The organism is Cellulomonas sp. SLBN-39 (genome assembly GCF_006715865.1).
Taxonomy (GTDB): Bacteria; Actinomycetota; Actinomycetes; order Actinomycetales; family Cellulomonadaceae; genus Cellulomonas.
In genome coordinates this window covers 2,532,448-2,547,244 of sequence record NZ_VFOA01000001.1, presented here as the reverse complement: position 1 = coordinate 2,547,244, position 14,797 = coordinate 2,532,448, and the positions used below count along the sequence as shown (strand labels likewise).

Below are 14,797 nucleotides of genomic sequence, written 5' to 3'. Positions count from 1 at the left end.
GGGTCGTCGTGAGCGCCCGGCCGGGGGCGCGCTGGTCCGTCGTCACGTGCGGGGCCGTCACGCGCTCAGAGCGCCTCGGTCGCCGCGCGCTCGACCGCGAGGCCGGCGCGGTAGCGCTCGAGGAAGGTCGCGTAGCCGGCCACGTCGGCGGGGTCGGGCTCGGCCACGACGACGTCCGCCCCGGCGAACACCTGCGTGCCGAGGTACGTGCCGAGGTCCTGACCGTCGGCGTGCCCGAGGTACGCGGCCAGGACCGCGATGCCCCACGCGCCACCCTCGCCCGCGGTCGTGCCGACCGCCACCGGGGCGCCGACCGCCGCGGCCAGCAGCCGCTGCGCGACGCCCGCCGTGCGGAACAGCCCGCCGTGCGCGAACAGCGCGTCGAGCTCGACGCCCTCGTCCGCGAGCACCTGCATGCCCAGGCTCAGCGTGCCGAACGCGCCGTACACCTGCGTGCGGACGAAGTTCGCCAGCGTGAGCCGGCTGTCCGGGGTCCGCACGACCAGCGGGCGCCCCTCGTCCAGGCCGGTCACGGGCTCGCCCGCGAGGTAGTTGTAGGCCAGCAGCCCGCCGCCGTCGGCCTCGCCGTCGAGCGCGGAGCCCAGCAGGGCCGCGAAGACCTCGTCCTGCCCGGCCGGGTGGCCGAGGGCCGTGGCGAACTGGCCGAAGACCTCGGCCCACACGCCCAGCTCGCTGGCGCCGTTGTTGCAGTGCACCATCGCCACGAGGTCGCCGGCGGGCGTCGTGACCAGGTCGATCTCGTGGTGCACCCGGGCCAGCGCCCGCTCCAGCACGACCATCGCGAAGATCGACGTGCCGACGCTGACGTTGCCCGTGCGGGGCGCGACGGCGTTGGTGGCGACCATGCCCGTGCCCGCGTCGCCCTCCGGCGGGCAGACGGGCGCACCGGCGGCGAGGGTGCCCGTGGGGTCGAGCAGCGCGGCGCCCTCGGGCGTGAGGCGGCCGGCCTCCTGGCCCGCGAGCAGCACCCGGGGCAGCAGGTCGGTCACGCGCAGGCCGGGGTGGCGGTCGGCCACGAGCGCGTCGAAGGCCCTGACCATCGTGGCGTCGTAGTCGCGCGTGGCCGGGTCGACCGGGAACATGCCCGACGCGTCGCCGACGCCGAGCACGTGCTCGCCCGTCAGGCGGCGGTGCACGTAGCCCGCGAGGGTGGTCAGCGAGGCGATCTGCGGCACGTGCGGCTCGGCGTCCAGCACCGCCTGGTACAGGTGCGCGACCGACCAGCGCAGCGGCACGTTGTAGCCGAAGAGCTCGGTCAGCGCGGCCGCCGCCGGGCCCGTGGAGGTGTTGCGCCACGTGCGGAACGGCACGAGCAGCTCGCCGCTCGCGTCGAAGGCCAGGTAGCCGTGCATCATCGCGGAGACGCCGAGCGCGCCGACCGAGGTCAGCCGCACGCCGTACTGCCGCTCGACGTCCGCGTGCAGCTCGGCGACCGCGGCCTGCAGGCCCGTCCACACCGCGTCGAGCGGGTAGGTCCACGTGCGGTCGACGAGCTGGTTCTCCCACGCGTGCCCGCCGCTGGCGACCGGGGCGTGGTCGGGGCCGATCAGGCAGGCCTTGATGCGCGTGGAGCCGAGCTCGATGCCCAGGCTCGTGCGGCCCTGCTCGATCGCGGCGCGGACCTGGGCGACCCGCTCGGCCGTCGGCGCGCTCACAGGGTCCGTCCCGCGGCGTGCCGTGCCGTGCTGGGTGCGTGGTCCGCGGCCACCGACGGGTGGCGCTGGGGGTCGACAGCCATGTCGCTCCGTCCCGAGGTCTCGTGCGCCCGGCGGGGCGGCGCGGACGCGTCGACGCGTCGGCACCCCGGGGGCGCGTCGTCGGCGGGCTGCCGGCGACGCCATCATGTTAGCGCTCACATGCCGCGCGGCGAAACGTCCCCGGCAGGTCTCACCCGCCCGGCCCGGACCCCGCGACCGTGCTCTCGCGGACCACCAGCTCCGGCGCGATCAGCCCAGGGACGAACGACCCGTCCGTCGCGGCCGACGGGTCCGGCGCGGCAGCCGGGGCGGGCCCCGCAGCCCCCGCGTCGAGCACCGCGCGCACCGCCCGCCGCCCCAGCTCGGCGAACCCCTGCCGGACCGTCGTCAGCGGCGGGTCGTAGAACGCCGTGCCCGGCTCGTCGTCGAAGCCCACCACGGCCACGTCCTGCGGCACCCGCACCCCCGCGACCCGGAACGCCCGCAGCAGACCCAGCGCGAGCTGGTCGTTCGCCGCGAACACCGCCGACGGCAGCCCCTGCGCCACCAGCCGACCGCCGACCGCGAACCCGTCCGCCGCCGACCAGCCCGTCGCGATCGGCGGCGGCACCCGTCGGTCCGCCGCCTCCAGCGCGGCCCGCCAGCCGCGCAGCCGGTCGCCGGCGTCGAACCACTCCGGCGGGCCCGCCACGTGCACGACCGTCTCGTGCCCCAGCGCCAGCAGGTGCTCCGTGGCCATCCGCCCGCCCGCGTGCTGGTCGACCGCCACCGCCCGGCCGCCCGGCTGCGGGGCCGACGAGACGACGACCACCGGCACCGGGGCGTGCACCGAGCGCAGCGCCTCCAGGGTCTCGGTGCGCGGCGCCACCACGACGATCCCGTCGACGCCCTGCACGAGGAAGTGCTCCACCACCGTCACGACGTCGTCGGGCGAGAACGTGCGCAGCGTCGCCACCGAGACGTACGCGCCCGCGTCCCGCGCCGCCTGCTCGCACGCCACCAGGGTGCTCGTCGGGCCGTACAGCGCCGTCGCCGGCGTGATCACGCCGATCGTGCCCGTGCGGCGGGTCACCAGCGCACGGGCCGCGAGGTTGCGCCGGTACCCGAGCGTCGCGATCGCCTCCACCACCCGGGCCCGGGTCGCCGGGCGCACGCTCGGGTGGTCGTTGAGGACGCGCGAGACGGTCTGGTGGGACACGCCCGCGAGCGCCGCGACGTCGCTCATCGCCGGCGGGCGGGCCGGGGCGTGCCCGTCCGCCGCGCGCGGCGCCGGGCCGTCGGCCGCCACGGCGGTCACGCCCCCGCCGGCCGGCCCAGCTCGCGCGAGCGCTCGGCCGCGGCCCGCACCCCCGCGACGAGCCCGGCCCGCACCGCGTGCGCGTCCAGGGCCGCGACGCCCGCCACCGTGGTGCCGCCCGGCGACGACACGCGCTCGCGCAGCACCGCGGGGTGCTCGCCGGTCTGCGCGACCATCGCCCCGGCCCCCTCGACGGTCGCGACCGCGAGGGTCGTCGCCAGGTCCCGCGGCAGCCCCAGCAGGACGCCGGCCTCGGCGAGCGCGTCGATCACGTAGAACACGTACGCCGGGCCCGACCCGGACAGTGCCGTGACGGCGTCCATGTCCTTCTCCGCGACGCGCACGACGACGCCCGTGGCGGCGAGCATGCGCTCGACGAGGGCGAGGTGCTCGTCCCCCGCCGCTGCGCCCGGGGCGGTGGCCGACGCGCCCTTGCCGACCAGCGCGGGGGTGTTGGGCATGACCCGGACCACCGGCGTCCCCGCCGGCAGCGCGGACTCGTACACGGCGAGCGGCACGCCGGCCGCGACGCTCACCACGAGGGCGCCGGGGCGCATCGCGGGCGCGAGGTCCGCCAGGACGGCGGGGACGGCACCGGGCTTCACGGCGAGCAGGACGACGTCCGCGGCGGTCACGGCGGCCCGGTTGTCGGCAGCTGCCGTCGCGCCGTGCTCGTCGGCCGTCGCGGCAGCCTTGGCGGCGTCGGGGTCGGCGACCACGACCGCGGCCGGGGGCCACCCGCCGGCGCGCAGGCCAGCCACGAGCGTGCCACCCATGACGCCGGCGCCCAGCACCGCGACCGTCGGCGTGGCGCCCGGCTCCGTCGTGCCCGTGCCCTGCGTCGTCATCGTTCCTCCGTCGCTCGCGCCACGCCGTCCGGGCGGGCCGGTGCCCGGTGCGCCGGACGGCGCCGAGCCTACCGAGCGTGCCGCCGGGAGCCGGTGCGCGACGGGCCGCGTCCGGACGGGTGGTCGTTGCCCGTCCGTTGCACGGCGGGCGCGCAAATCGGTCCCTGCGCAGGCCTGTGACCTCTAGGGTCGTCCCGCCCGGCCCAGGGGGGCCGGCACGACACCGAAGGACGTCGATGTCCCCTGCACGCACGCGCCGACCCGCCGGGCTGACCGCCCGCGCGCACCGGCAGCTCCTGTCCGCCGCCACCGTGCTCGCCGTGGCCGCGACCTCGCTCGCGGGAGCGCTCCCCGCGAGCGCCGACCCGGGCGACGCCCCGGCCCCCGTCGTCGCCGAGGATCCTGCGGGCGACGCGCCCGTCCGCCCCGCCGACGAGCCGCCCGCCGCGCCCGTCGAGGACGAGGTCCCCGCAGCCGTCGTGCCGCCGGCGGCCGCGAGCCTGCACGTCGCAGGGACGCTCGCCGTCGGGGAGACCGTCACGGTCGACCCCGTCGCCCCGGCGTGGTCGCCGGAGGGTACGTCGTTCGCGTACGCGTGGTTCCTCGACGGCGCGACCGAGCCCGCCGGGACCGGGCCCTCGCTGCTGCTCGGTCCCGCCGCGTGCGGCGCGCACCTCGCGGTCGAGATCACGGGCGAGGCACCCGGCACGGCACCCGCGACGGTCCGGGTCGACGCCGCCGGCCCGGTGGCCCTGTGCGCCGGGACGGCGTCCGTCACCGGGACGCCGCGGGTGGGATCGACGCTGACCGCGGTCACCGCGGGCTGGCCGCTGGACGCGACGCTCACCCACGAGTGGCTGCGCGGCGGGACGGTGGTCGGCACGCAGAGCACCTACCGCGTCGGTGCCGCCGACCTGGGGGCAGGGCTCGCCGTCCGCGTGACGGCCACGGTCGAGGGCCACGCGCCCGTCTCCGGGACGAGCGCCGCCACGCCGCCCGTGACCGTCGGGTCGCTCACGACGGCCGTCCCGGTGCTCTCGGGCACCGTGCGCGTCGGCGCGAAGGTCACCGCGAAGCCGGGCACGTGGACGGCCGGCACGACGCTGGCGTACCAGTGGCGGGTCGACGGCAAGGCGGTCACGGGTGCGACGTCCCCGACGTTCACGCCCGCCGCCGCCCACCGGGGCAAGGCCCTCAGCGTCGTCGTCACCGGGAGCCAGGCCGGCTACACCGCGGCCGCGAAGTCCAGCGCCGCGGCGACCGTGGGCACCGGCGTGCTCACGGCGACCACGCCGACGATCTCCGGGACCGTCCGCGTCGGCAGCAAGGTCACGGCCGCTCGCGGCACCTGGTCGCCCGCCACCTACACCTACCAGTGGCGCGCGGACGGCGCGGCGATCAAGGGCGCGACGTCCTCGGCGTACACGATCCCGGCGTCGCTGCGGGGCAAGAAGCTGTCGGTGACGGTCACCGGCACCGCCCCCGGGTACACGACGAGGTCCGTGACGAGCGCCACCACCGCGGTGACGGCCACGTTCAGCTCGGCGCCGACGCCCCGGATCACCGGCAGCACGCGCATCGGCTCGACGCTCAAGGTCACGGCCGGGACGTGGACGCCCGCACCGACGCTGGCCTACCAGTGGAACCGCAACGGCACGGCGATCCCCGGGGCGACGTCGACCTCGTACACGCTGACGACCGCCGACCACGGCCGGACCATCACGGTCACCGTGACCGCACGGCGCAGCACCTACGTGACCACCGCACGCACGAGCGCCCCGACCGCGAAGATCACCGTGCCCGCACCGACGCTGACGAAGAACGGCATGGTCAAGGTCGGGACCACGATCGCAGCGGGGACGTACGTGTCGTCGCCCTCGGCGACGGCGTGCTACTGGGAGCGACGCAAGGACGCGGGGAGGGCCGAGTCCGGCGTCCTCGGCTGGGACGGCGGGCGCGGCCAGCACGTCGTGACCATCCGTTCGACCGACAAGTACTTCTTCACGCAGGGCTGCGGCAGCTGGACGCGCTACACCACGGTCGGCGCCGCTCGGACGACGACGGCGGCGTACGGGATGCACGTCCTCGGGACGGCGCCCGGCGAGCTACGTCGCGGCTACTACACGACGTCCGGTCCGGCCGCGGGCGCGACGTGCGAGGTGATGGTCGTCTCCGACTTCTCCGGCACCGACGCCTCGGTGCTCGGGTACCTGGAGGTCACGGGGCCGTTGATGATCGAGGTCGCGTCCACGCGCTACCGGGGGCTGAAGACCCACGGGTGCACGTGGACCCTGCACACCGACTGACCCGGGTCGACGGGGCGGGGGCGGGGCCGGCGCGGCTCGGCTCCCGCCCCGTCCGCCGTCAGCCCCGCCCGGTCCCCACCGGCGGCCCCGCGGGCACGCCGCCACCGACCTCCCGCTCGTCCGTCGTGGCGGACAGACCCGACAGCCCCGTGGTGCCCTCGGTGTCGTCGCCGAGGTCGAGCGCGGCCTGCAGGTCGGCCAGGACGACGACGTCGCCCGCGACCAGGCCCTCGACCACCTCCGTCAGCTCGGAGCCCACCGCACCGGTGCGCACCTCGACGTCGCTGACGGCGTCGGCGGCGCCCAGCACCTGCACGGTGGTGACGCCCGCGGCCGTGCGCAGGGCCGACGTGGGCACCGTGAGCACGTCCTGCGCGGCCGCGACCTCGACGTCGACCTGCGCGGACGCGTCGTCGAGGACGACCTCGTCGGTCGGGTCCAGCGCGACGAGGACCGTGTACGCGGGCGTCGAGGACTCCGAGACGTCGAGCACACCCACGCTGCTGACCACGCCGGTCAGGTCCGCGTCCGTCGTGCCGACCCGCACCTGCGCGACCTGCCCGACCTCGACGGCGTCGACCGACGTGAGCGGGACGGTCGTGGTCACCACGTGCCCGTCGTCGCCGAGCACGGTGACGACCTGCGACGTCGACCCCGCCGTGACCGTGTCGCCCACGGCGACGGAGACCGCGGCGACCGTGCCGGCGACCGGGCTGGTCAGGTCGACCAGGGTCCGCTCGTGCTCGGCCACCGTGACGGCCTGGGCGCGCAGCGCGACCTCGGCGCGGTCGGCGAGGACCACGGCCGCCGAGGCGACCTCGTCGGTCGCGCCCGCGGTGCCGGAGCCGGTGGCGGTGCCGGTGCCGGTGCCCGCAGCGGATGAACCGGTCGACGAGGTCCCCGAGGACGACGTGCCGGCCGAGGACGTGCCGGTCGAGGACGGGGCCGTCGTCGACGTGCTGCCGGAGCCGGTGGACGACCCCGCCGTGCCCGTGCCACCCGACGAGCCGCCGCCCGACGAGCCGCCGGAGGCGGTGGAGCCGTCCGACGCGGACGCCGCACGGGCCGCGCCGAGGGCCTCGTCGAGCGTCGCCAGCGCGGCGTCGAGGGCGTCCCCGGTCGTCTGCAGGGCCGTCAGGGGATCGGCCAGCGAACCCTGCGCCCCGGTCAGCGCGGCCTGGCAGGCCGCGAGCGCGGCCTGCGCGTCGGCCAGGGGCACGGTCGTCGCCGCCCCGTCGGTCCGGGTGGTCGCGGTGACCGCGCTCGTCGTGGCGACCGCGGTGGTGGCGGCGGTCTCGGCGGTCGCACCGGGTCCGTCGCCGGCCACCGGGTCGGCCGTGGAGCCGTCGGTCGCGCCGTCGTCGGTGGTGCCCGCGTCGGTCGCGCCCGCCGACGCGTCCGCGCCGTCGTCGACCCCGCCGGCCGACGGGTCGTCGCCACCGTCCCCGCCGGCATCCCCGTCGTCGGTGCCGACGACCGTGGTCGGGTCGATCGCGAGGAAGGCCGCGCACGTCGCGCCCGACCACGCGTCGGCGAGGCCGGCGACGGAGGCGGTCAGGGCGTCGTAGGCGGTGAGCAGGTCGGTCTGCGCGGTGGCCACGGCGGACTGCGCGTCCGCGACCGCGGCCCACGCCGCGTCCGCGGCGGCCGAGCCGTCGGACCCCGTGCCGCCCGACGGCGCGCCCGGCGACGCGGTCCCTTCCGACGCGGTCCCTTCCGACGCCGTCCCTTCCGACGCCGTCCCCTCTGAGGCGGCGCCCTCCGACGACGTCCCTCCGACCGTGGTCCCGGACGCGGTGCTGCCCGAGGCGGTGGCGTCCGAGCCGGTGCCCGCCGCCGTGCCGCCCGTCCCGCCCGTCGTCGACGTGCCCGAGGTGCTGCTCGACGACGAGGTGCTCGACGTGGTCGACGCCGTCTGGGACGCCAGGTCGTCCTCGAGCTGCTGCTCGGCGTCCGCGAGGTCGGCCTCGGCCTGGTCGAGCGCGTCCTGCAGCGCCGTCGGGTCGAGGGAGGCCAGCACCTCGCCCGCCGCGACGGTGTCGCCCACGGCGACCTCGACCGCGGACACGGTCCCGTCGGCCGCGAACGCGGCGTCCCGCCGGGTCCGCGAGCTCACGGTGCCCACGGCGCTGACGCTCTGCGCCACGGTCCCCGTCGCGGCGGTCGCGGTGCGGTACCGGTCAGAGCCGCCACCCCCGACGGCCACGGCGATGCCGCCGCCGACGAGGCTGAGGGCCGCGGCGCCGCCGACGACCGCGAGGGCCGTCCGGCGCCGCCGGCTGCGGCGGCGCCCGTCACGCATCGGAGCCCTCCTCCGCGGCGCCGGGCCGCCCGCCTGCGCCGCCCCGGCCCATGAACCCGGTGGTGCAGCCCTCGTCGGTGGGGCTGGTGACCGCGACGGACGTCGCCGCGACGGTGCCGCTGTCGTCGGCCTCCCCCTGCACGGTCGCGCACTGCCCGACGACGACCGCCGTCGCGTCGGCCTCGGCCGTGCGCGTGTACGTCGTGGTGTCGTCGACGGTGATCTGCGCGGTCGAGGACGAGCCGTCCTGGGACGTCACCGCCACGGTCAGCGTCGACCCGTCGACCGCGGTGACGAGGCCCGTGGTCCCGCCCCCGAACCCGCCGCCGCCGCCGAAGCCGCCCTCGGGCATGTCCGTGGGCGCCCCCTCGGGCATCTCGCCGTCCGGCAGCGCGGTCGGGGCGCCGTCGGGCGCCTCCCCCTCGGGCATGCCCGTCGGCATCTCCCCCGGTGTGCCGCCGCCCATGCCCCCGCCGCCGAAGCCCGCGGTGCAGGCGTCGTCGACGGGTTCGCTGATCGCGACGCTCGTGGCTGCGGCCCCGTCCTCGCCGGTCACCACCGTCACGCACACGTCGGTGGTGACGTCGGCGAGCGCGGCGGCGACGGTCTGCGTGAACGTCGTCGCGTCGTCCCAGGTCACGGCGGTCTGGGTGTCGGCGCCCTGCACCTGCGCGGTCGAGCCGTCGACGACCACGACCTCGCCGGACGTGCCGCCCCCGCCGAACGCGCCCTCGGGCAGCCCGCCGGGGGCGGCGACGGTCGCGGACGCGGTCGGGTCGGTGGTCGCGGAGGCGTCGGAGCCGCAGGCGGCGAGGAGCAGCGCGAGGGCGGCCACGGGGGCGCCCGCGGCGATCGTGCGCAGGCGGCGGGTCGAGGTCGGGCGGACGGTGTGCATCAGCGGTCTCCTGGAGGACGTGGCCCGGGGCGGGCGGGGACGAGGGGTGGTCGTGGGGCCGGGCCGCGCGGGGGCCCGAGGGCGGGTGGCACCCGACCGGCGCGGACCCGGCGCCCGGTCGACGCTCACTCGGCGCGCAGGGCGTCGATGGGGGCGAGGCGAGCCGCGCGGGTGGCGGGGTACACGCCGAACACCAGCCCGATGACGACGGCGACGACGACGGAGCCGCCGACGGCGAGCCCGGACACGACGATCGACGTGCCGAGCAGCGACGGCAGGCCCAGCGCGGCCGCGATGCCCAGCGCGGCACCCAGCACGCCGCCGGTCAGACCCAGCACCGACGCCTCGACGAGGAACTGCCGGCGGATCGCCCACGGCGGGGCGCCCAGCGCCTTGCGCAGCCCGATCTCCCGGGTCCGCTCCGTGACGGACACGAGCATGATGTTCATGACGCCGATCCCGCCGACGAGCAGGGACAGCCCGGCGATGCCCGTGAGCAGGACCGTGAGCGTGCGGTACACGGCCGTGGCGGTCGAGACGAGGGAGTCCTGGGACTCGACGGTGAAGTCCGCGCTGTCGGCGTCGGTCGCGCCGTGCAGCGCCAGCAGGAGGTTCTGCACCTCCTGCGACGCGGCCGAGAGCTGCTCGCCCGACGCCGCCTGCACGTAGATCGTCGAGACGGCGTTGCGGCTGGTCCCGCCGACCAGCGTCTGCGCGGCCGTCGACAGCGGCACCAGTGCGACGTCGTCGAGGTTGCTCGACCCGCTCGCACCGGCCGCGGTCAGGACCCCGACGACCTGCAGGTCCGTGGTCCCGACCGTGACGGTCTGCCCGACCACCGACGTGGTGCCGAAGAGCTGCTCGGCCGTCTCGGACCCCAGCACCACGACCGCGGCGGACGACAGGTCGTCGTCCTCGGTGAGGAACCGGCCCTGCGCGACCTCCCGGCCGCGCACCTCCAGCCAGGACGCCGTGGTGCCCGTGACGGCCGTCGTCCAGTTGGTCTCGCCGGCCTCGACGGACAGCTGCGACGACTTCTCGGCGGCGACGCCGGCCACGTCCGGGGCGTTGACCGGTGAGGCGAGGGCCTCGGCGTCCGCGCGGGTGAGGGTCGTGCTCGACCCGAACCCCCCGCGCATGCCCGAGGAGTCGGTGCTCGACCCCGGCGTGACGATGAGCAGGTCGGAGCCCAGCGAGCTGATCTGCTCGCTGACGTCCTTCTGCGTGCCCAGGCCGAGGCCCACGGTGAGGATCACCGCGGCGATCCCGATGAGGATGCCCAGCACCGTCAGCGTCGAGCGCATCGCGTGCGACCGCACCGCGGCCAGGCCCGTGCGGAACGTCTCCAGCCAGCTCACGAGGCCGCCCGCCCGCTCGGCCCGTCGTGCTGGACGCGGCCGTCGGTGACGCGCACGACCCGCTCGGCGCGCTGAGCGACGTCGTGCTCGTGCGTGATCAGCACGACCGTGCGGCCGGCACCGTGCAGCTCGTCGAGCAGCCCCAGGACGTCGGCGGTCGAGACGGAGTCGAGGTTGCCCGTCGGCTCGTCCGCGAGCAGCAGCGCCGGGTCGCCCACGAGCGCGCGGGCCACCGCGACGCGCTGCTGCTGCCCGCCCGACAGCTCGCCGGGCCGGTTGCCGACCCGGTCCGCGAGCCCGACGCGGGCCAGCGCCTCGTGGGCCCGCTCGCGCCGCTCGGCCGGTGCGACGCCGCCGTACACGAGCGGCAGCTCGACGTTGCGCCACGCGGGCAGCGACGGCAGCAGGTGGAACTGCTGGAAGACGAAGCCGATGTGCCGGTTGCGGATCTGCGCGAGCTCGACCTCGTCGAGCTCGGACACGTCCTCCCCCGCGAGCCGGTAGGTGCCGCGCGTGAGGGTGTCGAGGCAGCCGAGCACGTTCATGAGCGTCGACTTGCCCGACCCGGACGGGCCGACGACGGCGACGTACTCGCCCTCGACGATCCGCAGGTCGATGCCGCGCAACGCCTCGAACTCGATCGAGCCGGTGCGGTACGTCTTGCCGGCCCCCTCGAGCTCGATCACCGGGGCAGCGGCCCCGGACCGGGCCCGTGGGCGCCGGGGCGTGGTCAGGACGTCAGCCATTGCCGCCTCCCGTGCCACCGGGGAAGCCGCCGCCGGGGAAGCTGCCGTCGGTGGGCGGCTCGAACCCCTCGGGGAGCTGCCCGCCGCCGGGCAGCTGCTGCTCGTCCGTCGAGCCGGACTGCGTCGACCGTCCCGAGAACACCGTCATGACGACCTCGTCGCCCTCGGCCAGCCCGGAGACGATCTCGACGAGGTCGCCCGACGTCTCGCCGACCTCGACGGGGACGGTCGTCCCGGCGCCGTCCGGGTCCGTCTGCGTGACGCTCGTGGTGCCGTCGTCGGCCGTCGTGACCGCGGCGGCCGGGACCGTGAGGACCTCGGTGCGGCGCTCGTACACGATCTCCACGTCGACGGCGATCCCGTCGTGCAGGTCGTCGTAGCTGCCCGTGACCTGCACCGTCACCGGGTAGGCGGCGGTGCCGGACGTGCTGGACGAGACGAGGCCGATCTCGGCGACCGTGCCGAACACGGTCTGCGCGAGGTCGTCGGACGTCATCTCGACCTGGTCGCCGACGGCGACCTGCGCCACGTCCGCCTCGGCGACCGTCGCGTCGACGCGCCAGGCGTCGGTGCCCACCAGGGTGATGCCGGCGGACGTCGTCGTGGTCGTCGTGGACGTGCCGGCGGCCGACCCCGCGGCGCCCGAGGACGCACCCGACGAGGAGCCGCCGACGGTGTCGCCGACCTCGTACCCGACCGCCGTGACGAGCCCGTCGACGGGGGCGACCAGCGTCGCGCCGTCCATCGCCGCCTGCGCGTCGTCCGCCGCGGCCTGCGCGACCTCGACCTGCGCCGCGGCGGCGTCGACCTGCGCCTGGGCCGCGTCGGTGCCGTCGTCGTCCGTCTGCGCGGAGTCCAGCTGCGCCTGCGCCGTGGCCAGCGTGGCCCGGGCCTGCAGCAGGTCGGCCTCCAGCTGGAGCGTGTCGACCGTGGCGAGCGTCTGACCGGCGGTGACGGTGTCGCCGGCGGCGACCGCCACGGCCGTGACCGTGCCGCTGACCTCGAACGCCGCCGTCTCCTGCACGAGCGGGGTGAGCGTGCCGGTCGTGGTGACGGTCTTCTCGAGGGTCTCCAGGCTCGCCGCGACGGTGCGCGTGGCCGGTGCCTGCTCCTGCGCGTCCGCGGCGGTGCCGCCGCGCCACCACAGCCACCAGGTCAGCGTGCCGGCCACCGCCAGCACCACGAGCCCCGCGACGACGCGCGTGCGCGGGCGGCTCCTCCTCCAGACGCCGAGCATGTTCTCCCTCACCGCCCCGCCGCCGGGGTCCGCCGTCCACGCCGGGGATCCCCGGCCGACGGGGACGCTAGGCAGCCACCCTCGGCCCCCCGTAGGCCCCACCTGTGCCCACCCTGTGACCCCCGTCCCCACCCCCACCCAGCCGCCCGCCACCGCCACCCCGGCCGCCGACCCCGTCCCCACCCCCGCCGACCCCGTCATCGATGCAGCCTCCGCCCACGACGACGCCACAGATCACGGGCTCGGGGAGCCGGCGCTGCCGTCCGGGAGGCACTGGACGCCGATCCACCCCGGCCCGCCGACGCCGTCATCCGTCCCGCATGGGGTCCCTGTCGCGCCACCGATCACGGGGTCGGCGGGACTGGAACAAGCCGGCGGGGCGCCGGGGACGGTGGGGGCCTCTGGTCGGCGGGCGGCATCAGCCCGCCGACCCCGTCATCCGTGGCGTGGGCGGACGTCCCGGTGACAGCGATGACGGGGTCGGCGGGAGCGGGGGTCAGGACCGGGCGGGCACCGGGGTGGGGGTGGGTCAGGTGGGGAGGTGGAGGAGGCCGTCGGCGAGGAGGCCCCGGGCCGAGGGGAGGACGTCGGCGGCTACGTCGGCCACCGGGACGTCGAGCAGCGCGGCCAGCGCCCCGACGACCTGGCCGGCGGTGAGCTCGCCGTCGCACGCGCCGACGAACGCCGCCAGCGCGGTCCCCGCCCGCACGGTGCGGCCGAACCCGCCGCCCTGGCGCAGCAGCACCACGTTCGGGTCGACGGCACCGGGCTCGAGGTACCGCTCCTCGGTGACGTCGGCCGCCACGGTCATGCGCAGGGCGGCCAGGTCCGCGTCGCTCAGGGTGCGCAGCACGTCGTGGGCGGCGAGGCCGGCGGCGAACGTCGGGCCCAGCGGCTGCTGCACGGGTCCGGTGCGCTCCTCCAGGCGACGCAGGGTCGCGACGCCGTCGGCGGGCCGTCGCAGCGTCACGATGCCGAACCCGATGCGCTCGACGTCGCGCGAGGCGAGGTCGTCGAGCCACGCCCCGTAGAGCGTGCGCCACGCGTCACGGTCGGCGGGTGTGGTGCCGCCGTCGCGGATCCACGTCTCGGCGTACTCGGCCGGGTCCTGCTCGTCGCGCTGCACGACCCACGCGTCCAGGCCGGACGCGGCGACCCACGACCCGACCCGCTCGTCCCACTGCTCCCCGCGCCGCACCTCCCAGTTGGCCAGCATCTGCGCCACGCCGCCAAGGGCGAGGACGTCCCCGACACCCGTGACGAGGTCGCGCACGAGGTCGTCCCCGGCGCGGCGGCCGTCCCGGTACTCGTACGCCGGCACCCCGGGCACGCGCGGGGTGATGACGAACGGGGGGTTCGACACGACGAGGTCGAACCGGTCCCCGGCGACGGGCTCGAGCAGGGACCCCTGCCGCATCTCGACCCGGTCCTCGCCGAGGCCGGCCAGCGCCGTGGTGAGCCGGGCGAACGCCAGGGCCCGGGCCGACAGGTCGGTGGCGACGACGTGCGCGGCGTGCCGGGACGCGTGCAGGGCCTGGACGCCGCAGCCGGTGCCCAGGTCGAGCACGCGGGCGCGCGGGTCGCGCACGGTGGCCTGCGCGAGCGTCACCGACGCCCCGCCGACCCCGAGCACGTGGTCGGTCCGCAGCGCACGCCCCGTGGCGAGCTCGCCGAGGTCCGACGCGACCCACCACGTCGCCTCGCCGGTGCCGTCGACGGCCGCGTACGGGCGCAGGTCGACGCGGGCGCGCACGGGGTCGTCCCCGCCGGAGCCGGCGGCCTCGACGAGGCCCAGCCGGGTCGCGCCGTCGACCCCGGTGCGCGGCAGCGCACGTCCGAGCGCCGACGCGGCGACGGGCTCGCCCAGCACGAAGCACCGCACGAGCACCGCGACGGGGTCGTCGCCCGTGCGGGTCGCGCGCTCGGCGGGCAGGGCCTCGCCGCGGTGCAGGGCGGCCGACGCGACGGGGCCGAGCAGCTCCTCGACGCGCTCGACCGTGTACGCGGCGGCATCGAGGTCGGCGCGCAGGTCCGCGACGAGGGCGGGGTCGACGACGGGGACGTCCGGGCTCGCGGTGCTCATGGCCCCA

Annotated in this window: 10 protein-coding genes; 1 reads left to right on the top strand and 9 read right to left on the bottom strand. The window is 77.2% G+C overall.

The window, feature by feature from the left end; translation table 11 throughout:
• Positions 1-65: 65 nt before the first annotated feature.
• From FBY24_RS11700 to proC, 3 genes are all read right to left on the bottom strand, one after another.
• Positions 66-1,676, bottom strand: a complete 1,611-nt coding sequence (locus tag FBY24_RS11700) for a xylulokinase (RefSeq protein WP_255432368.1) — start codon at positions 1,674-1,676, stop codon at positions 66-68.
• A gap of 232 nt (positions 1,677-1,908) precedes the next feature.
• Positions 1,909-3,015 carry a LacI family DNA-binding transcriptional regulator gene (locus FBY24_RS11695; protein ID WP_255432367.1) on the bottom strand — a complete coding sequence of 369 codons (1,107 nt, stop codon included), beginning with the start codon at positions 3,013-3,015 and terminating at the stop codon, positions 1,909-1,911.
• Complete coding sequence (proC, locus tag FBY24_RS11690; protein ID WP_142160778.1) at positions 3,012-3,863, bottom strand: pyrroline-5-carboxylate reductase; 852 nt, start codon at positions 3,861-3,863, stop codon at positions 3,012-3,014. The genes FBY24_RS11695 and proC overlap by 4 nt, the downstream gene beginning before the upstream one ends.
• A 236-nt stretch (positions 3,864-4,099) precedes the next feature.
• Here proC and FBY24_RS19015 point away from each other — a divergent pair, with 236 nt between their 5' ends.
• On the top strand, positions 4,100-6,169 hold the full coding sequence (locus FBY24_RS19015) for a hypothetical protein (RefSeq protein WP_160158500.1): 2,070 nt from the start codon (positions 4,100-4,102) through the stop codon (positions 6,167-6,169).
• Between the two features lie 58 nt (positions 6,170-6,227).
• Here FBY24_RS19015 and FBY24_RS19685 read toward each other — a convergent pair whose 3' ends face one another.
• The 6 genes from FBY24_RS19685 to FBY24_RS11655 all read right to left on the bottom strand — a co-directional run bounded on the left by FBY24_RS19685 (position 6,228) and on the right by FBY24_RS11655 (position 14,790).
• Positions 6,228-8,471: a biotin/lipoyl-binding protein gene (locus tag FBY24_RS19685; RefSeq protein ID WP_142160776.1), complete on the bottom strand. Its 2,244-nt coding sequence runs from the start codon at positions 8,469-8,471 to the stop codon at positions 6,228-6,230.
• Positions 8,464-9,366, bottom strand: a complete 903-nt coding sequence (locus tag FBY24_RS11675) for a hypothetical protein (protein WP_142160774.1) — start codon at positions 9,364-9,366, stop codon at positions 8,464-8,466. The genes FBY24_RS19685 and FBY24_RS11675 overlap by 8 nt, the downstream gene beginning before the upstream one ends.
• Before the next feature lie 125 nt (positions 9,367-9,491).
• Complete coding sequence (locus FBY24_RS11670) at positions 9,492-10,724, bottom strand: ABC transporter permease (protein WP_142160772.1); 1,233 nt, start codon at positions 10,722-10,724, stop codon at positions 9,492-9,494.
• Positions 10,721-11,470 (bottom strand): ABC transporter ATP-binding protein, encoded by a 750-nt coding sequence (locus FBY24_RS11665; protein WP_142160770.1) that lies wholly within the window; start codon positions 11,468-11,470, stop codon positions 10,721-10,723. Before FBY24_RS11665 ends, FBY24_RS11670 begins: the two co-directional genes overlap by 4 nt.
• Positions 11,463-12,707: an efflux RND transporter periplasmic adaptor subunit gene (locus FBY24_RS11660; RefSeq protein ID WP_142160768.1), complete on the bottom strand. Its 1,245-nt coding sequence runs from the start codon at positions 12,705-12,707 to the stop codon at positions 11,463-11,465. The genes FBY24_RS11665 and FBY24_RS11660 overlap by 8 nt, the downstream gene beginning before the upstream one ends.
• Positions 12,708-13,236: 529 nt before the next feature.
• Entirely contained in the window at positions 13,237-14,790 is a 1,554-nt protein-coding gene (locus FBY24_RS11655; protein WP_142160766.1) for a methyltransferase, read from the bottom strand.
• Positions 14,791-14,797: the final 7 nt, after the last annotated feature.